The organism is Paraburkholderia fungorum (genome assembly GCF_003610895.1).
Lineage (GTDB): Bacteria > Pseudomonadota > Gammaproteobacteria > Burkholderiales > Burkholderiaceae > Paraburkholderia > Paraburkholderia fungorum_B.
Map to the genome: position 1 here is coordinate 19,628 of NZ_MCAS01000034.1, position 17,253 is coordinate 36,880.

Annotated in this window: 17 protein-coding genes and 1 pseudogene; 12 read left to right on the forward strand and 6 right to left on the reverse strand. The window is 59.7% G+C overall.

Features of this window, described 5'->3' with window-relative positions; all coding sequences use genetic code 11:
* The first annotated feature begins 59 nt into the window (after positions 1–59).
* The 5 genes from BCY88_RS26700 (at position 60) to BCY88_RS26720 (ending at position 4,337) form a co-directional block, all read left to right on the forward strand.
* Positions 60–1,040: a quinone oxidoreductase family protein gene (locus tag BCY88_RS26700; RefSeq protein WP_120347164.1), complete on the forward strand. Its 981-nt coding sequence runs from the start codon at positions 60–62 to the stop codon at positions 1,038–1,040.
* Positions 1,041–1,050: 10 nt separating this feature from the next.
* Entirely contained in the window at positions 1,051–1,899 is an 849-nt protein-coding gene (locus BCY88_RS26705) for a TauD/TfdA dioxygenase family protein (RefSeq protein ID WP_120347165.1), read from the forward strand.
* A gap of 19 nt (positions 1,900–1,918) precedes the next feature.
* Positions 1,919–2,479 (forward strand): RBBP9/YdeN family alpha/beta hydrolase, encoded by a 561-nt coding sequence (locus tag BCY88_RS26710; protein WP_120347166.1) that lies wholly within the window; start codon positions 1,919–1,921, stop codon positions 2,477–2,479.
* 286 nt (positions 2,480–2,765) lie between these two features.
* Positions 2,766–3,911 carry a porin gene (locus BCY88_RS26715; protein WP_120347167.1) on the forward strand — a complete coding sequence of 382 codons (1,146 nt, stop codon included), beginning with the start codon at positions 2,766–2,768 and terminating at the stop codon, positions 3,909–3,911.
* Between the two features lie 30 nt (positions 3,912–3,941).
* The gene (locus tag BCY88_RS26720; protein WP_120347168.1) at positions 3,942–4,337 is read left to right on the forward strand and encodes a BON domain-containing protein; all 396 of its coding nucleotides are present in this window, start codon (positions 3,942–3,944) and stop codon (positions 4,335–4,337) included.
* Between the two features lie 132 nt (positions 4,338–4,469).
* On the opposite strand, the gene BCY88_RS26725 is transcribed toward BCY88_RS26720, so the two are convergent.
* On the reverse strand, positions 4,470–5,357 hold the full coding sequence (locus tag BCY88_RS26725) for a LysR substrate-binding domain-containing protein (RefSeq protein WP_120347169.1): 888 nt from the start codon (positions 5,355–5,357) through the stop codon (positions 4,470–4,472).
* A gap of 166 nt (positions 5,358–5,523) precedes the next feature.
* Here BCY88_RS26725 and BCY88_RS26730 point away from each other — a divergent pair, with 166 nt between their 5' ends.
* The 4 genes from BCY88_RS26730 to BCY88_RS26745 all read left to right on the forward strand — a co-directional run bounded on the left by BCY88_RS26730 (position 5,524) and on the right by BCY88_RS26745 (position 8,642).
* On the forward strand, positions 5,524–6,069 hold the full coding sequence (locus BCY88_RS26730; protein WP_120347170.1) for a sugar ABC transporter: 546 nt from the start codon (positions 5,524–5,526) through the stop codon (positions 6,067–6,069).
* 7 nt (positions 6,070–6,076) lie between these two features.
* Entirely contained in the window at positions 6,077–6,403 is a 327-nt protein-coding gene (locus BCY88_RS26735; protein ID WP_120347171.1) for a hypothetical protein, read from the forward strand.
* 18 nt (positions 6,404–6,421) lie between these two features.
* Positions 6,422–7,294: an MBL fold metallo-hydrolase gene (locus BCY88_RS26740; protein WP_120347172.1), complete on the forward strand. Its 873-nt coding sequence runs from the start codon at positions 6,422–6,424 to the stop codon at positions 7,292–7,294.
* 235 nt (positions 7,295–7,529) lie between these two features.
* Entirely contained in the window at positions 7,530–8,642 is a 1,113-nt protein-coding gene (locus tag BCY88_RS26745) for a hybrid sensor histidine kinase/response regulator (protein ID WP_120347173.1), read from the forward strand.
* Between the two features lie 35 nt (positions 8,643–8,677).
* Here BCY88_RS26745 and BCY88_RS26750 read toward each other — a convergent pair whose 3' ends face one another.
* The 3 genes and pseudogenes from BCY88_RS26750 to BCY88_RS40460 all read right to left on the reverse strand — a co-directional run.
* Positions 8,678–11,227, reverse strand: a complete 2,550-nt coding sequence (locus tag BCY88_RS26750) for an ATP-binding response regulator (protein WP_120347174.1) — start codon at positions 11,225–11,227, stop codon at positions 8,678–8,680.
* A 17-nt stretch (positions 11,228–11,244) separates the two neighbouring features.
* Positions 11,245–12,471 (reverse strand): Rossmann-fold NAD(P)-binding domain-containing protein, encoded by a 1,227-nt coding sequence (locus BCY88_RS26755; RefSeq protein ID WP_120347175.1) that lies wholly within the window; start codon positions 12,469–12,471, stop codon positions 11,245–11,247.
* Between the two features lie 413 nt (positions 12,472–12,884).
* Positions 12,885–13,025 (reverse strand): annotated as a pseudogene (locus BCY88_RS40460) (LysR family transcriptional regulator); the annotation flags it as partial.
* 122 nt (positions 13,026–13,147) lie between these two features.
* On the opposite strand from BCY88_RS40460, the gene BCY88_RS26765 reads away from it, so the two are divergent.
* Positions 13,148–13,597 (forward strand): ester cyclase, encoded by a 450-nt coding sequence (locus BCY88_RS26765; protein WP_120347177.1) that lies wholly within the window; start codon positions 13,148–13,150, stop codon positions 13,595–13,597.
* Between the two features lie 195 nt (positions 13,598–13,792).
* Here the strand turns inward: BCY88_RS26765 and BCY88_RS26770 are convergent, their stop codons facing one another.
* Positions 13,793–14,701, reverse strand: coding sequence for a LysR family transcriptional regulator (locus tag BCY88_RS26770; protein ID WP_120347178.1), 909 nt, complete (start codon positions 14,699–14,701; stop codon positions 13,793–13,795).
* Between the two features lie 107 nt (positions 14,702–14,808).
* Between BCY88_RS26770 and BCY88_RS26775 the strand changes: the two genes are divergently transcribed.
* Positions 14,809–15,255 carry a DMT family transporter gene (locus tag BCY88_RS26775; protein WP_120347179.1) on the forward strand — a complete coding sequence of 149 codons (447 nt, stop codon included), beginning with the start codon at positions 14,809–14,811 and terminating at the stop codon, positions 15,253–15,255.
* Between the two features lie 215 nt (positions 15,256–15,470).
* Here BCY88_RS26775 and BCY88_RS26780 read toward each other — a convergent pair whose 3' ends face one another.
* Positions 15,471–16,433: a GlxA family transcriptional regulator gene (locus BCY88_RS26780; RefSeq protein WP_120347180.1), complete on the reverse strand. Its 963-nt coding sequence runs from the start codon at positions 16,431–16,433 to the stop codon at positions 15,471–15,473.
* 112 nt (positions 16,434–16,545) lie between these two features.
* On the opposite strand from BCY88_RS26780, the gene BCY88_RS26785 reads away from it, so the two are divergent.
* The gene (locus BCY88_RS26785; protein ID WP_120347181.1) at positions 16,546–17,247 is read left to right on the forward strand and encodes a GNAT family N-acetyltransferase; all 702 of its coding nucleotides are present in this window, start codon (positions 16,546–16,548) and stop codon (positions 17,245–17,247) included.
* Positions 17,248–17,253 lie beyond the last annotated feature (6 nt).

Consider the following 17,253-nt stretch of genomic DNA (forward strand, 5'->3'; position numbering starts at 1 on the left):
AGACAGTCCAGTTCAAAGGTAAATAAATCTGTAGTACGAATAAAAGACAGGAGTTTAGTATGGCAAAAGCAGTACGTTTCCATGAAACCGGCGGTCCCGAAGTCTTGCGCTATGAAAGCGTTGAAGTGGGCGACCCGGGGCCCGGACAGGTTCGTTTGCGGCACGAGGCTGTGGGCCTGAATTTCGCCGACACCTACTTCCGCAGCGGCCTGTACCCCGTGCCGCTGCCCTCGGGCATGGGTGTCGAGGCTGCAGGCGTGGTCGAGGCAATCGGCGCGGATGTGACCAACGTCGTGGTGGGTGATCGCGTGACGTACACCGGCTTTCTCAACACACTCGGTGCCTACAGCACTGAACGCCTCGTCCCGGCCGCACCGCTCATCAAGCTGCCGGACACGATCTCCTGCGAAACGGCAGCGGGCATGACGATGCGAGGCCTGACCTCGTCGTACCTGATGCGCCGCATTCACGATTTCAAGGCAGGTGACACCATCCTGCTGCATGCTGCCGCCGGCGGTGTCGGCCTGATTGTGTCGCAATGGGCGAAGCTGATGGGTCTCACCGTGATCGGCACGGTTTCGAGCGAGGCCAAGGGCGAGGTTGCCCGCGCGCATGGTTGCGACCACATCGTCTACTACAGCCGGGAGGACGTCGCGAAACGTGTGCGCGAACTGACCAATGGCGTCGGCGTGGACGTTGTGTTCGACAGCGTCGGCAAGGATACTTTCGAGTCGTCGCTCGATTCGCTTAGACGCCGTGGCTTGATGGTCTGCGTCGGCACGGCGTCCGGGCCGATTCCGCCGTTCAATCCGCAGATGCTGGCGATGAAGGGCTCGCTCTATCTGACACGCCCCGCGCTCGCGGACTATATCGCCGACCCCGCGGAGAAGGACGAGCTCGCCGGCGAACTCTTCGGGCATGTCGCCGCGGGCCGCATCAGGATCGAACTCAATCAGCGCTACGCGCTGGAGGATGCGGCGCAGGCCCATCGTGACCTTGAATCGCGCAAGACGACCGGTTCGTCAGTCTTCGTCATCTGAGGAGAACGCCATGCGAGTCGAACAATTGACGTGCACCATCGGCGCCGAACTCGTTGGGGTGAATCTCGCCGATGCCATCGACGATGACGGCCTGTTTGCCGAGATCCGTGCGGCGCTGCTCAAACACCGGGTGCTGTTCCTGCGCGACCAGGATATTTCGCGCGCCGAGCATGTTGCATTTGCGCGCCGTTTCGGCGAACTGGAGGATCATCCGGTCGCCGGCAGCGACCCGGACTATCCGGGCCTCGTGCGCATCTACAAGAACCCGGAGCAGCCTAACGACCGGTATGAAAACGCGTGGCACGCGGATGCTACCTGGCGTGAGGCGCCGCAATTCGGCGCTGTCCTGCGCTGTGTGGAGTGCCCGCCGGTAGGCGGCGACACGATGTGGGCAAACATGGCTCTCGCCTACGAGAAACTGCCCGAGCACGTCAAAACCCAGATCGCTGACCTGCGCGCTCGCCACAGCATCGAGGCGAGCTTCGGCGCCGCGATGCCGGTCGAGAAACGCCTCGCTCTCAAGGCGCAATTCCCGGACGCGGAGCATCCGGTTGTACGCACGCACCCGCAGACCGGGGAGAAGGTGCTGTTTGTGAGTGCCTTTACCACTCATTTCACCAACTACCACACGCCGGCGCGCGTGCGCTTCGGGCAGGACGCCAATCCCGGGGCGGGTGACCTGCTGCGCTATCTCGTGAGCCAGGCCTACATTCCCGAATACCAGGTCCGCTGGCGCTGGAAACCCAACAGCATCGCAATCTGGGACAACCGCAGCACGCAGCACTATGCAGTGATGGACTACCCGCCGTGTCACCGCAAGATGGAGCGCGCCGGAATTATCGGTGACAAGCCGTACTGATCAGGCAGGAGACCGTTTCATGACTTTCGATATGACACCAACCATCCTGATGGTGCCGGGCTTGCGCGACCATGTCGCGGACCATTGGCAAACGCTGCTTGAGCAAAAGTTGCCCAAGGTGGCCTCGGTGCCGCCGCTCGAGCACGACAAGCTCAGTTGCGCGGCACGCGTCGCCGCGCTCGATGCAGCGCTTGCGAAAATCGACGGCCCGGTGATCCTGGTCGCGCATAGCGCGGGCGTAATGATCACGGTGCATTGGGCCCAGCAGCACAGCCGCAGGATTCACGGTGCACTGCTTGCAGCTCCGGCCGATCTCGAGACGCCGCTGCCGGCAGGCTATCCGACCATGGAAGCACTTGCTGAGAACGGTTGGCAACCGATTCCACGAACGCCGCTGCCGTTCCCTTGCATCGTCGGTGCGAGCCGCAACGATCCGCTCGCGCAGTTCGAGCGTGTCGTTGCGATGGCGAACAGCTGGGGTAGCCGGCTCGTCGACCTTGGCGACGTCGGTCATCTGAACCCGGCAGCAGGGTTTGGCGAATGGCCGATGGCGCAGACACTAATCCATCAGCTCGTCTGATCGAGCGACGTTGAAAACGTCGCGTCGCCGTACCTGGAAGTCACGACGCTGGTCCGCATCGGCGCGCGGCATCGGCAGTGGGATGAGCGATCACTGCAGTTGAGTATGAAGAAGCCCGGTAGCGCTCGCGCCGTGGACGAACTGCTCAGGAATCCGTTACAAGACTGGTTCAACGATTACCGCCTTTCGGCCTGAGACACCGGGGTGGCGGCAACACAGTTCCATTCGAGCAACAAACCATAAGCTGCCGGGCCCACCCGGCGCACCCGATCCTGGAGGAGACACAATGAAATTGAAATCAGGCAGCCTGGCAGTGCTGATAGTTTTTGCCTCAGCAGCCCACGCGCAATCGTCTGTCACGCTCTATGGCGTGCTCGACAGTGGCCTGCTGTATCAAAGCACCGCGGCGGCATCGTTCGCCCCGAATGCGCCCAATCTGGGCCACACCTTTCAAGCGAAGGACGGCGGCATCTTTTCCAGCTTGTGGGGGCTGAAGGGCAGCGAAGACATCGGCGGTGGCTACAAGATCAACTTCAAGCTGCAGGGCTCGTTCACCTCGACGAACGGCAAGCCGGGTTTGTCCGACACGCCGGGCGCGACCGCGCTCTTCAACCAGTATGCGAGCATCGGCGTGTCCGGGCCGTTCGGCACGATCGACGCAGGGCGGCAGATCGTCCCGATGATCTACGCGATGGCGGACACCGATGTACGCGGCGCGCAGTATTTCGGCAGTATCCTGACCGCGTGGCTCGGTCTTAATCAGGCGGCCGGCTGGCCTGGCACCAACACGAATGCACCGATCGGCGCCCTCTATGACAGCAACGCGCTGGTCTACACATCGCCGAAATTTCATGGTGCGTCCGTTTCGCTCGAGTTCGCACCGGGCGGCGTTCCGGGGCAGCCCCAGGGCGGCACGCGCGAGTCGGCCGTGCTCAAGTACTCGAACTATGGACTGAATCTGGCCGCTTTGTACTACAACGGGCACGACACCAATCCATACCCTGCCAACTATCCGGCGGGTCCGGCCGTACCGACGACAGGCCTCGCCAATAACCGCTTCTATTATTTCGGCGCGATGTACACAATCAGCGGATTGTCGTTATCCGCCTCATACAGCGTGGGCAAGAACCCGGCGAAGAGCAACGCCTACGACTTCGAGATGATTTCGGGCGGCCTCGGCTATCAGTTCAATCCGCTCTTCAAGATCACGTCCGGCTACTACTACCTGAAGGACCGTAACCATTCGGCGAATCATTCGAGCGAAATCGCCGTGGGCGCGGAATACAGCCTGTCGAAGTCGACCAGGGTGTATGCGCAGGTCGGCTATGTCGACAACAAGGGAACCATGAACCAGACGATCGTCTACGGCACACCGGTGGCGCCAGGTGTCTCCACCACTGCGGCGATGGTCGGTATTCGCCATAGCTTCTGATTCCGTCACCTTCATGAACTGGAGAAATCCATGAAAACAAGCAAGGCAATCGAACTGGTGGTCGCCGCATGGTTCGTTGCAGCGTCCGCAAACGCATGGTCCCAAACCGCAGGAGCCGCCAGCGCAGCCAACAGTGCGCAAGGTGCGCAAGGTGCGTCCGGGACGGTGGCGTCGGGCGCCGTGGCCCCCGTGGGCAGGAAGGCGGACCGCGCCCTGCGCCGCAGGGTTTATGCCGCCATCGGGAAGGACAAGGAAATCAGCGCGGGAGACATCAGTGTCATCGCGAAAGACGGCGCGGTGACACTGAATGGCACGGTCACGGATGCCGCTCAGATCGGCGAGGCCGAAACGATCGTTAGGGGCGTGTCCGGAGTAACATCGGTGACCAGCAAGCTGATGGTGAAAAAGCCGTTGGGTGGCATGTAAGCGGCTATAGTCAGGCAGGGAGTGCGGTGAGGTCGAAGACAGTGGGTCACGCCGACGTCGGCCAAGCAGTGGCGATGCCGGATCAGGCAGCCTCATGCAGTCACCGCCTCCTTGTGAGCCCGAAGCGGACGCTCAAATGTCCCGGGCTTCGTGAAGAATCCATTTCGCAAATGCCTGCAGCGGCCCTTCACTCAACTCGATCGGCTCCGGAAGAACGAGGCAGAAGTTTTTGGTAATCGCCTTGCCGTCCGGCCAGGGCGCGACCAAACGGCCTTGTTCAAGCTCTGCCCCGATGTAAAGACGCGGCACCAATGCGACACCCAAGCCGGCTACAGCTGCCTCTATGAGCATGGAATGGAGATCGTAGCGTGGGCCAACTGCCGAATTGGTCAACACGATGCCGGACTCCTGTGCATAAATCTGCCACGCGTCCGGATTTTGTCGCCTGTGAAGGCGCGGCAGTTCATCCAGGGATAGGTTCGCATCGGCGTCGGCGAGGAGCGCCGGACTACAGACGGGCACCAGCACCTCCTCCAACAGGTGATGCAGATGCATACCCGCCCACGCGGGATGCTCAAAATGAATCGCTGCGTCGAAACCGCTACCAGCAAGAAGGAAGGGTTCCATACGCTCGGCGATATGCACGGTAATGTTGGGATGCTGATTCTGAAAGCGTTTCAGCCGGGGGATAAGCCAACGGGTGGCGAAGGTTGGAATTGCGGCGATATCTATACTCGCGCCTTCGATGGGCTGCCCCATCAGATATAGGCTGTCCCGTTCCAGCCGATCCAGAATCTCGCGAACCTGCACCGCGTATCGCGTGCCGTTGGGCGCAAGCCTTACCCGATTTCCAATGCGCTCGAATAGCGCGACTCCCAAAAACTCCTCCAACCGACCAATCTGACGGCTAATGGCGCCCTCGGTCAGCGCGAGTTCCTCGGCCGCGCGGGCGAAGCTGCCGTGCCGAGCCGCCGCCTCAAAAGCCTGGAGCGCGGAATTGCTTGGAATCTTACGTCGCATTGGAATCTCGTCAGTTGGTGTGCGTTCGACGCCAGCTTGAGTAAACATCACTGAAGGCTGATTTTATATCGTTATATATGCGGAAAATGTCAGATTAGCATTACGTTACTGCACTGAACATGAATTGTTCGCTGTATTACGCTCATCTGTCACGAAGGACAATCTGATGATCTACACCGTGGAATGCAGCTTCGCCGATCGCAGCAGCGAAGCCGAATGGAACGACTTCTACAGCCTCGAAAAGCTGCCCGCTCTCATCTCGGTTACCGGCTTTCACACGTCGCAGCGTTTCAGGTCATTAAGCAATGACTGCCCGGTCTACCTCGCCGTCCACACGATTGACGGTCTCGATGTCCTGACGGGAGAGGAATATCGCCAGAAAGGCGGCGGCAATTTCGCAAGGTGGCAGCAACACATCACGGACTGGCATCGAAATCTCTATAGCGATATCGGCCTTGCGCCGGCGGTAAATGCAGACGAGCTCCTCGTGCTTTGTGAAAGCGGCCCCGATCCTTTGATCCGGATGGGCCTCACACCGTTGGCCATGCGTGCAGTTGCGCTGGAGCAGTTTCCGGAACGCCGCTGGCTCGCAAAGCAGGCTCGGCAAAATGCTCAGCTTGTCGGGGGCATGTCTGAAGGCGTCCACCTCTACGCACCGATGACCGAACAACTGACAAGCTTTCGCACCGTTTTGACCGGGCACTCAAAGTAGATCCGCGATGCCCAATGTCACTATCTATATTCCTGCGGGGCAAATGCCGTCTGACGAGAGGCTTGCCGAGCTTTCCCGCGACTGCATCAAACTCTGTACGAGTGTCCTTGAAGCGGCACTCAAGAACGTCCACGTCGTCTATGTCGACGTTCGGCATGGGCACGGACATCCCGTCTTCGCGGAAGTCCAGTATCGACTTGAGACGTTTCGCACGCCTGCGGTAATGAACCAGTTCACGGAAGCCCTTGAGAACGCCATCGCTCGCTGCACGGGTCTCACGGCGCGCATCCGCTGCTTTGGTTATGCCGCGTCGAACATTTACGCCCGAAATTAGTCGGTCTGGAGAGGAATTGTGTCCACCTTTACCGTTCCAAGTCAGCACGTTGGGGATTTCACGATTACCGCGATTAGCGATGGCTACCTCACTGCCAGCCTCGACTTCCTTTCGAATATCGACACGTCCGAGGCGTCCAGAATGCAGCGTGATGCCGGGCAGAAGGAGCCGGCCGCTGTGCACATCAACTGCTACGTGGTACGCGGAGCGGGCCGCACAATTCTCATCGACGCTGGGGCCGGCGGTATCAGGCAATGGGGTGGGCGCCTGAACACGAATCTATTGCTTGCCGGCATCGAACCATCCACCATCGACACAATCCTGCTCACACACGCTCATCCCGATCATGTCGGCGGGCTGGTGAATGCAGCCGGACAAATTGCGTTTCCGAATGCGGAGCTTATTGCTCATCAGCGAGAGGTCAAATTCTGGCAGGATGACGGCAATCTCAGTCGTGCCAGCGAGCGGGCTCGCGGTAACTTCCTGATAGCGCGTCAGGTGTTCGACGGCTACAGCGCCAGGCTCCGTACTTTCGATGAGGGGGAAGTGCTACCCGGTATTAGAGCGGTGGCGCTACCAGGACACACTGATGGACACACCGGATATATCCTCGAATCCCGTGATCGGGGTCTTCTCGTTTGGGGGGATATTGTTCATTTTCCTCACATCCAGATTAAACGGCCAGACGTATCGATTGCATTCGATCAAGACCCGTCTCTCGCAGCCACTACACGCTCACGGCTTCTGGACCTGGTCAGTTCAGAGGGGCTCCTGGTCGCCGGCATGCATTTGGGCGAACTCGGTTTCGCGCGAGTCAAGCGAACGAGAGGGGAATACGGTCTGCTTTACGAGGCCGAACATGGAGCCACGAGCGGAAGCAGCCCTGTCTGATACCGCTGCGGCACGCTACACGGGAGCGACTACGCGCGCTGCGATGCCGTGACAACTGCCGTGGCCGCTTTAGAGAGTGCCGGTCGATCCTGCCGTATGCCTAGCATGTCATGCTGTCTTCTGAAAATCGCTTACGATAGTCATCAGCCACTGCGGCGTCAGCCGACGTGCATCTGTTCCGACTTTTATCATCCAGCCAATAGACTACGTGCAGATTCGATCTGCCAGCAATTCGATGAGTGACGCCATGCAAGCGCTTTTTTCCATTCTCTTCGTCGATGACGACGAGATATCGCGCAGCCACTTCGCACGCGCAATCCGTGAGGATTACCGAGTGCATGTCGCTCAAGGCGTAGACGAAGCAGTGAGCGTACTGAGTGAGCACGCAGCAGAGATTGCCGTACTGGTGACCGATTTCCGCATGCCGGGGCGCCATGGTGGTGATCTGCTGCGTCAGGTAGCGCGGGAGTATCCGCAGATCGTGCGGATACTGGTGACCGCCTATGCTGATAAGGACCTGCTGTTGCAGACGGTCAATACGGGTGATGTATTCCGCATTCTCGAAAAGCCGCTTCGGGTCGAAACGGTGCGTGAGGTCCTACGGCAGGCCACCGCGCGCTACACCGAACGGGAAACGCGCCAACAGCGCCTGCTGGCAATGGATGAGACGCTTGCTTTCCTCGCCCATGAACTGAATACGCCTTTGGCGACGATCTCGCTTTTTGCACGCGCCGTCGAAACCGACGTTGCCGAACAATACGATCCGGAGCGTCAAAGGGCGATCGGTCAGGCTGCGACCTCGATGCAGAACAATGCGCAATACTGTCTGACACTGATCTCATCTTTCTGGGCGGCCGTGCACAAGAATGGAGGTCAGCCGTTCGCCTCGGGCGTTGGAACGCGCAAGGTCAAGGCGGCACAATTGATCACAACCTTGCTCGACACCTATCCGTTTACCGCCTCGCAGGATGACTGGATACAGGTCGACGTACAAGGGGATTTCGTCGTGCACTCAATGCCCAATTGCGTCGCACTCGTACTATCTTCGCTATTGTCCAACGCGTTGCGTGCGCTCGATGGTGCAACCGCGCCTTCGTTGCGCTTCGAGGTCGTGGACGCCCCCGAACCTGAGATCCGCATTCGCGACAACGGTCCGGGCATTGCGCCAGAGATCAAGGCGCGTCTGTTGCAGGACCCTGTCACGACCTACGCAGGGTCTGGCGGGCACGGCATGGGCATGATCTTTTGCAACCGCATCATGCAATCCTTAGGTGGACGCCTCGGGATCGAATCCACCCTGGGTTCGGGTACCACGGTAACGATGAGTTTTCCACGTTTCAGAAGCTGAACACGCAGCGCCGATGCCGGGCAGTCACCCGACGGCTACCCACCGCTCAGCACGTCCCGATGATCGCGACGTGCGTTCGCCGAAACGAAATACGTCTGGAGCGCGTCAGTTGAGCGCTCCCCCAGCATGCAAATCCATTCAAGCCATTCAGGCTCTGAAGGCCATTCGCCTCCAACCACTCGCGGATAGATCTGCCTCGTGAACTGGTACAGCGCCTTCGCGCCCATATTGCCGCTGATGCCAAGCAGGCGGTGCAATACATCGTGTGTCGATTCGAGGTCGCGTGCCGTCACACTGGCCGGGAGTCGCGCCACGAGCGAGCGGATCTGTTCAATGCCATTGAGAAACGACTGATCCAGCAAATCAAGCGTCGCCAGCTCTTCGAGATGTTTCTCGTCAAGCAGGCTGCTTTCTGCGACTGTCGCAAGCTTTCCGGTCGGACCAGGCGACGTTTGCGATAGATCCGCCTTCGCCGAAGCGTTCGACGCACGTTGCTGGGCAAACTGTCTTGCAAGCGAGGCATACAGGGAACTGATCTGCACCGGTTTAATCATGACCTCGTTCATTCCCGCCGCGAGACATGCCTGTACGGCGTCCATATCGGACTGGCTGGTCAAGGCAATGATGGGGACTTTGGCGTACGAGTCGGCACGATTGCGAATCAACGCCGTCACTTCCACGCCGCCCATGCCGGGCATATTCAGATCCATCACGATGGCATCAATGGCGGCGTTCTCCTCCAGCCCGGCCAGCACCGCCTGCCCATGTTCGGCCTCGACGACGCTCGCGCCGCATCGCTCCAGATAGCCTTTCGCAACCAGCCTGCTGTAGGTGTCGTCGTCTGCCACCAGGATCGTTTTGCCTGCGAACCCGTCGAATCTTTCGTTCAGGTGATGCCGGCTGCCGTTTTCGAAGAGCGTCTGCAGGGTGCTGATCAATTCCACCACACTGCAGGATTTGCTGATGAGTTCGTCCATGCCGGCTCGCCGTGCGAGGATGCGTGCCACATTGCTGGGCTCTACCGTATGGGCAACGATCAGAACGTTCCAGTTAGGATCCTGATGACCGGCGCGGATTTTTTCGCTGGTCGTGTAGCCGTCGAGAACCGGCATGTTGATGTCCATCAGCACAAGATCCCACGGTATTGCCTGTCGAAGCATGCGCAGCGCCGTCTCGCCGTTTGCGGCCTCATTTACGTCCGCACCCATCTTCGAGAGCGCGCGATGGATTCGCGCGCGTTGGCCGGCATCGTCGTCTACGATGAGAATGCGCTTCCCACTGAAAAATGGCGTGGCACGTTCAAAGATCCTGTGCTCATGGTCCAGGACTTCGCTTTCCTGAACGGCCGGAAATTGCAGCGTGAACTGCGTGAATTTCCCGACCTCCGAGCGGCAACTGATGGTGCCGCCGAAAGCGCGCATCGCGCGCTGACAGTAGGCGAGCCCTAACCCTGTACCCGCCGAATTTCCCGCTGTGCGGAAGGGCTCAAACAGATGCGGCAGAATCTCGGGCGAGATTCCCGGACCTGTGTCATGAACGATAACGGACTGCCGGTCGATCGTGAGTGTGAGCGTTGCTAACGGATGCGTGGCAATGTGATGAAGTGCGTTCTTGATCAGATTGAACAGGGTGAAAAGATAGACGGTCTCGTCGACTTTGAAAGTGAAATCTTCCAGTACCGCGAGTCTGACCTTGCTGCGCTCCTTTTCATCGCCGAAGCCGTATTCGTCCAGCGCTTTACGCGTGGTGTTCGCCGCACTCAGATAGGCAAGGTAATCTGAGCGAATGGGTTTGGCGCTGACTTCGTCCAGTGTCATCGCGATAATGCGCAGGCCTCGTTCAATCGACAGTTGGCCGTGAGCGACTTGACGGTACAGCAGCGCTGCATGGTCGTGCGGCAAGGCCGGTGAGCGGTGGGATTCCGTGGTTGCAGGCAGCGCCTCTTCCACGCGATCCAGAACGTGTTTTAACTGGCTGAGAGGATTCCGCATTTCATGGGCGATCGAGCCTGCGAGGGCTTGCAAAGCCCGGTTTCGCTCGACAAAGATGCGCCCTTTGCTGATTGCATAGCTGAAAGCCATACTGCACAGCACGACGACGGGCAGCACGGCGAGATCCGACTGGTTGGCAGCGCTCAGAACGATCGGCGCCGGTGAGGTAGCCACCGCTGCCAGCGTGCCGGAAAAAATACCCACGCCTATGCAGGCCATCAGCAAAAGCGGGTTGTCGATGCACAGCGCCATGATGAAAAGCATCATGACCTCGGTCATCATCCACATGGTGGAGAATGAATTTCTGATCGCAAGGAATGTGCAAACAAATGGCAGCACGTAGATCAGACAGCAATGCCAGTAGATCAGCAGGTATCTGTTAAACCGCGTGGGCCAACGCGCCTGAAAAATCAAGGGAATGCAGATGGCCGCCGCACTCAACCGGAGGAACAGGTTGTCGTACGGCTGCGGCAGGACATAGGTCCAGACAACGTAGTAAATGGGGTGGCACAGGAGGCCCAGTATGCCTCCCCATCGAATTGCAAGCCGGCTTCGTTCCAGCAAATCCCGCATACTCTCGCGCGGCATCACCATCTGGCCTCCAATGACGTTCACGACCCCATCAGTTCGTGTTTGCCACGACGTTGGGTATTTGGGGCGATTGTCGAACCGTCTTTGCCGTGAAAAGGTCCGACCGAAAAACCGTACTTCTTCAAAAGACCGTGCGTATATGAAACGGACCATACAGGAGGGCTGCCGATGATGAAATCGGAAACAATGCCTTCCTGCCAGGCTGCGTAGCCTTCGGCGAAACAGGTGTAGCAATCGCGGGTGGTCGGCAGTCTGAACGGAAACACGGTGTTGAGTCCGGCCGGGCCACGCGCGAAGCACTCAATATATAGCGTGTGAGCCCGTGATGCGAGTTCAGCCTCGACGCTCGCCGCCCGGGGATGAGAATCGTCAATCCAGAACTGCGCCCGCTTGAGGTCAGAAGCTGTCAGGTAGGGAACGCTGGTACTGCTGGCGAGGATTGCACCGTCGAACTGCGGCAACGGCGTGTTCGGACTGAATGTGTGTACCGAGACCCGGGTGCGTCCCAGCAGATCGGTTGCCAGCAGTTCCTTTGCTTGCTCCGCGAGCAGGTTCACCTTGTCCGGTAGATCGATCAGAACAAGTTCCTTCGGTGCATCTTTGTAAAGCAGGTATTTAGCCACCGTGGTGCCGAGCCGGCCAGCAGCCCCGAATAGAGCGAGCTTCGTCTCGCCGAATTCGACGGCAAGTTCGTTGCAGCAGTGGATGGCCCAGTCTTTCAGCATCGCTGCGGTGGCGGCATGGCCCGTGGTGATATAGGGCGGCTTTGTATGCCGGGGCAGTGCGCCATACTTGCAGGCGTAGGGCGTGGAGGCGCCCATCGCCACCATGCTCAATCCCGCCTGCCTTGCCAGTTCCAGTGCCGGAAAAAATTGCGTCTCCCGGAATCGCTTGATACCGCGCGGGCTCCCGAGCCACAACTCGAGGGGAACTGGACAGGCAATATTGGCCCCTATGACCTGGGATCCCGAATAGATAGGCGAAGCAATAAAAGGCTTTGCGTTCCAAAGTTCTTCTTCGAATGACGCATGTCTGTGTTTCACATTGTGAAAAGAAAATGAAAGCGTATCCCAGTCCGTCGCGTGAAATAGAAATCCGATGCCGCCTTGGCCGGCGGGCAGGTTGTCCCGTATTTCCTCGGGATGAATAGTGTGTTTGAGCGTCAAGGGCGCATTGCTGGAGGGCAGGCCTGGATTGGCCTGCTCATCGAAACTGGTCGAGATTTCCCTGTGAAGATACGTTCTCATTTGTTTTCCTCTAGGTTGGACTAACGCTGAATGGCCAGCGCAGCGTCGCAAGTCAGGATTGACCGACGATCCGTCAACTCTAGAGAAATCCGGGACAGTGTGTCCGTCTGTTCGGTCGCATCGCAAAGGTTGCGCGATTAGCCGGAAACAGTTGTTGGGACATAAGCGGGGTGCTGCCACGAGGCCTGCGTCGATAACACTTAGGGTATCGAACGTGCCGGCAGGAGAAGTTGCCTTATCGGGCGAGTGCGACGTTGGAACCATGCCGGTGAGTTAACTGGCTGGACCGCACCGCATGCGAGCAGCAGGCAATGGAAGAACCAGCATCGTCCACATCGTAGTGCTCTGTTCCGGCGAGGATCGCGGCGTCCAATCACGTCCGCATTGTTACTCCTGACCCTGCCGCTTACCGGCACCGCGCACAACCGGCGCGCACGTAGTGAGGAATCCTCCTGTTTCGCGATGCGGATGGCCACGTCGAGCCCGTTGGCCACCACATCGACCAGATGATCGCTGAGCGACAGGTCAACGCCGACATCCAGGTAGCGGTCGAGGACGTTCCTTCGAGTATTGCAGCAAGAAACGGGGGGCCGCTGACTGTCCGCGCGAATATTGTTCACGCAGGGAGGGGCGATCGTGCATCTCTCTTTCAACCACAGTCAATGAGGAATTCACCATGTCCAAGGAAGATGACAACAAGGCCATCGTGGGCCGATGGTTCACCCACTTCTGGGGCGAGACCTGCAACCTTGAAATCGTCGACGAGCTTGCCGCCCCCGACATGCTTCTGCGCTACTCGCTGCACGAGCCGCGCCGGGGCCGCGAGGACATCAAGGCCTTCATGACCGATTTCCGCGAAGCATTCCCGGATCTCAACTTCTGGGGCGCCGCCGATCTCATCGCCGAAGGGGACTATGTAGTGGGTCGTTGGGAAGGTGGCGGCACGCATACCGGTCCGGCGTTCAGCGATTTCCTCGTTGGATCGTTGCCGGCTGCAACCGGACGAAAAATGCGCTTCACCGGCACGACAGTGCTCAAGCTAAAAGACGGCAAGATCGTTGAAGAAATCGGCCTGGATGACGGCGTGACTGCTCTGCAGCAACTCGGACTCCTCAAGGCAGCGTGATCGAAGGTGCGGTGCGTCCGACATGCTCGGGCAACGCCGTTTGCATCTGACGCTACAACGGGCCGGCTACACCTGGGCCCGTTGTAGTGTGCGGCGCCAACCGCGAAGATCAATTCCGGGGGAGCAGTTATTCGCGGCGACAGCGCTGGCCGTCGCCCCCGCTCCAGATTCGATGCATGGGTAGCACCGCGTGCTTCAGCGATAGTCGATCGAGGTTGATGCCACGGCATCGCGTTCTGCCTTCAGCAGATCGATGAAGCGCGCCGTGAGGCTATCAGGTGGCCTCCCGCCCGGCCGGGTCAGCATCGTCTCAATCGGCAAGCGAGGCTGAAAAGGCCGCAGCACGATGGGCAAACCGGTCAGTTCGCGAGCCGGCAACGGATCGACAATGGCGAGTCCCAGTCCTTCAGCCACGAGGCCGCAGCGCGCTGCGGTGTACTGCGCCATCAGCGCAAAGCGTGGCTCAATACCCGCCTGTGCAAATGACTCCTCAATCGCGCGCTGGAAAACACCCGGGGCACCCGCAATCAAAGGGATACCCGCAAGATCGGCCACGGAGATGGTTCGTTTGCGCGCCAGCGCGTGCCGCCTCGGCAGCGCACAGACCGCGTCGATGGTGAGGAAAGATTCGCACTCGACGCCGGCATAACCGGCGCGCGGCCGCACGAGGCCAATGTCGCACTGGCCGCTCATTACCCATGACCAGATGGTGTCGGGGCCCGGCACGTGAAGCGAGACACGCACCCCCGGACTTGCCAAACCTAACTGCCGGATGACGCGTGGCACGAACCGGGAGGCTAGCGATGGCTGACACGCCACACGCAACAAGCCGGTTCCTATCTCCCGTATCTGGCGGCCCGCCTGCCGAAGCTGATCGAGCCCGGCGTAGGTCCGCTCGACTTCGCGCGAGAAGGCTTCTCCCTCCCTGGTCGGCAATGCGCTTCCATGCCCTCGTACGAACAGTGCAAAGCCAAGGTCCGCTTCGAGCTGCGCAATCGCGCGACTGACATGAGGCTGGCCGATGCCAAGTGCATCCGCCGCTCGCGTCATGCCGCCGTGACGCATCACGGCACGAAACAGGTCGATATGAGCCGGGTTCATCATGCCTCATTTGCATGGATACGGTGATTTGCAGCATTTGACAGCATGGACCGGCGTGCCGTCAAATCGTAGTGACGGATCCACATGGGACCCGAGCAAGGTAATCGTCGATGCCTAACGTGCTCTTCTTTTCGATTCTCGCCATCCTGAGCGGGGTCAGCGTCGCCATCCAGCAGGTGCTGAACGCAAACCTGCGCATGGCGCTGGACTCGGCCGCATGGTCGGGCTTTGTGAGCTACTTTGTGGGAGTCGCCTGCATGGCGCTGCTCGCGCTGGTTCTGCGCGATCCGATTCCCGCCGTTGCCGTAACGGGGCGCGTTCCCTGGTGGGCGTTCAGCGGCGGACTGTTCGGCGCAACCTTCATCGCCCTTGCGATTTTCCTGATCCCCAAGCTCGGGGCTGCGAGCTTTATCGTCCTGCTTGTTACCGGGCAGATGCTCGCATCGGTGATGGTCGACCATTTCGGATGGTTTGGCCTCCCCGAACACCCGATCGATCTGCCTCGACTCGTTGGGGCTACGCTTTTGATTGGGGGCTGTGTCCTCATCCGGCGGTAGAGAGCACCATGAATCGACACCAACGCTATGACGCGCACGGGCTGCTTGCCCTGATCTGCGCACAAGGCGCACCAAGCGCACCAAGCGCACCAAGCGCACCAAGTTCACCAAAGCACCTGTTCGAGGAGGCGCAATGACCGACGCTCAGGCACGTCCGTCCTTCATCGGCTAGCGGCTGCCAGGCCCTCCGGAAACGCAAAACCGTCGTCAGCCCACTAGCGCATTTCGGCACGCAACTCCCGCACCCCGCGACCGAGCTTGCGACGCAGCAGAGTTCGCAATGTCGCCGTGTCGGCGTAGCCAACCTCGCTTGCAATTGTCTCAAGGTCGTAGCCAATCGCGACGAGGTTCTGCGCCCGTTCGATTCGCAGGTCCTGGAAGAACGCCAGTGGTGACTTGCCAAGCACCGCCTCAGTACGCCGCTGCAAGGTGCGTGGTCCAACGCACAACGCAGCCGCCGCTGCCTGAAGCGAAAACCCCAGGGAGAGATTCTCGCGAGCCCAGCGCTCGAATCGCGCGACCAGGGGATCGGCGTGCGCGAGGTGATCGGGGATGATGTAATCAGCCTGGGATGAGCGCTTGTCAATCAGCATGAAGCGGGCCACGAGCGTCGCAAGTTCGGGACTTGCCTGACGCAAAAGCCATAGCGCAAGATCGAGATGGCCCATTGCCGAGCCGGCTGTGACGACACGTTGCGAGGCGACCACCATGCGCGAATCATCCAGACGGACAGCCGGATAACGTTGGCGAAAGAAGGGCGCGAGTGACCAGGTGGTCGTCGCCTCACGATTATCCAGAAGGCCGGCTTCGGCCAGCAGGAACGTACCGATGCACGCGGCCGCGACACCGACGCCCTCGGCATGCCAGGTGCGAAGGTACGCCATCGCGTCGCACACGTCCCGGCGCTCCAGCGCCTCGGTCAGGCGCTCTGGCTGCCTGACACCCGGCGCCGGCACCACCACCCAATCCGGGTGGCGCACGGTACTGGCCGGCTCGACCAGCGTCGACAATCCATGCGCGGTACGAATGCGGCTGCGCACGCCAACCAGCCTTACGTCGAAGGGCGGCGCGGCAAACCCCTGAGCAGCGGCCAGTTCGTTGGCCATCGCGAACGTATCCAGCAACACCGTAAGCCCAGTGTCGAATACACCGTCAAGCGCGAAGATGACCAGTCTCATGTCGTAAATACCTCTATTAATGTCATTTGCGACTATAGTCTGGTTCGAGTCGAAGGCCTAGACTGCATAGCAATGCGGCGAAGCTATGCGCTGTATGACAAAAGGAGAGAGCATGAGCGGTTCGATACAAACTGACCTAGATCGTCCGATCTGGGCGGCCCTCACAACGAAGCAGGCGCACCTCGGGCAAGGGGACGCGCTCGCCCGTCGATACCATCCCGACGTGGCGCCTTTTGCCGCGCTCGCCGCCGAAACGCCCGCTGCATACCAGGCGCTCCATCAGCTTTTGCGGCCTCACGAGCAGGTCGCCTTGCTGTCCGCGGAACCGGTGGGTCCAGTCGACGGCTTACAAACGACGTATATCGGCGTGATCCATCAAATGATCGCTCCGCGCCCCGAAGCAGGAAGTACGGACGACCAGGCGCCAATCCGGCTCGGTAAGGCGGATGCGGACGATATGCTCGAGCTGGTCCTGAAGACCAAGCCTGGACCTTTCGGCAAGCGGACTGGCGAGATGGGCAATTACATTGGGATTCGCGACCAGGGGCGTCTGATTGCGATGGCCGGTGAACGGATGCACGTCGACGGCTACGTTGAGATCAGCGCGGTTTGCGTGGATGAAGACCATCGCGGAGAAGGTCTTGCCGGGCGGCTTGTGAACGTCTTGCGTAGAGAAATTGAGCAACGGGGGGAAACGCCGTTTCTGCACGTGCTCAGCGACAACGTTTCCGCGATCCGGTTGTATGAGCGCCTTGGTTTCCAATTGCGCCGTACGTTTCATCTTAGCCGGATCGGACTTGCCGATCCGCGTTAAGAACGG

What these genes read in the sequence shown, in the direction of transcription:
- BCY88_RS26720 (WP_120347168.1), top strand. Translation starts at nt 3,942, where the DNA reads ATGAAAACAAGCAAGGCAATCGAACTGGTGGTCGCCGCATGGTTCGTT.
- BCY88_RS26780 (WP_120347180.1), bottom strand. Translation starts at nt 16,433, where the DNA reads ATGAGACTGGTCATCTTCGCGCTTGACGGTGTATTCGACACTGGGCTT.
- BCY88_RS26750 (WP_120347174.1), bottom strand. Translation starts at nt 11,227, where the DNA reads ATGGTGATGCCGCGCGAGAGTATGCGGGATTTGCTGGAACGAAGCCGG.
- BCY88_RS26770 (WP_120347178.1), bottom strand. Translation starts at nt 14,701, where the DNA reads ATGATGAACCCGGCTCATATCGACCTGTTTCGTGCCGTGATGCGTCAC.
- BCY88_RS26785 (WP_120347181.1), top strand. Translation starts at nt 16,546, where the DNA reads ATGAGCGGTTCGATACAAACTGACCTAGATCGTCCGATCTGGGCGGCC.
- BCY88_RS26710 (WP_120347166.1), top strand. Translation starts at nt 1,919, where the DNA reads ATGACTTTCGATATGACACCAACCATCCTGATGGTGCCGGGCTTGCGC.
- BCY88_RS26755 (WP_120347175.1), bottom strand. Translation starts at nt 12,471, where the DNA reads ATGAGAACGTATCTTCACAGGGAAATCTCGACCAGTTTCGATGAGCAG.
- BCY88_RS26765 (WP_120347177.1), top strand. Translation starts at nt 13,148, where the DNA reads ATGTCCAAGGAAGATGACAACAAGGCCATCGTGGGCCGATGGTTCACC.
- BCY88_RS26725 (WP_120347169.1), bottom strand. Translation starts at nt 5,357, where the DNA reads ATGCGACGTAAGATTCCAAGCAATTCCGCGCTCCAGGCTTTTGAGGCG.
- BCY88_RS26715 (WP_120347167.1), top strand. Translation starts at nt 2,766, where the DNA reads ATGAAATTGAAATCAGGCAGCCTGGCAGTGCTGATAGTTTTTGCCTCA.
- BCY88_RS26745 (WP_120347173.1), top strand. Translation starts at nt 7,530, where the DNA reads ATGAGTGACGCCATGCAAGCGCTTTTTTCCATTCTCTTCGTCGATGAC.
- BCY88_RS26730 (WP_120347170.1), top strand. Translation starts at nt 5,524, where the DNA reads ATGATCTACACCGTGGAATGCAGCTTCGCCGATCGCAGCAGCGAAGCC.
- BCY88_RS26775 (WP_120347179.1), top strand. Translation starts at nt 14,809, where the DNA reads ATGCCTAACGTGCTCTTCTTTTCGATTCTCGCCATCCTGAGCGGGGTC.
- BCY88_RS26735 (WP_120347171.1), top strand. Translation starts at nt 6,077, where the DNA reads ATGCCCAATGTCACTATCTATATTCCTGCGGGGCAAATGCCGTCTGAC.
- BCY88_RS26705 (WP_120347165.1), top strand. Translation starts at nt 1,051, where the DNA reads ATGCGAGTCGAACAATTGACGTGCACCATCGGCGCCGAACTCGTTGGG.
- BCY88_RS26700 (WP_120347164.1), top strand. Translation starts at nt 60, where the DNA reads ATGGCAAAAGCAGTACGTTTCCATGAAACCGGCGGTCCCGAAGTCTTG.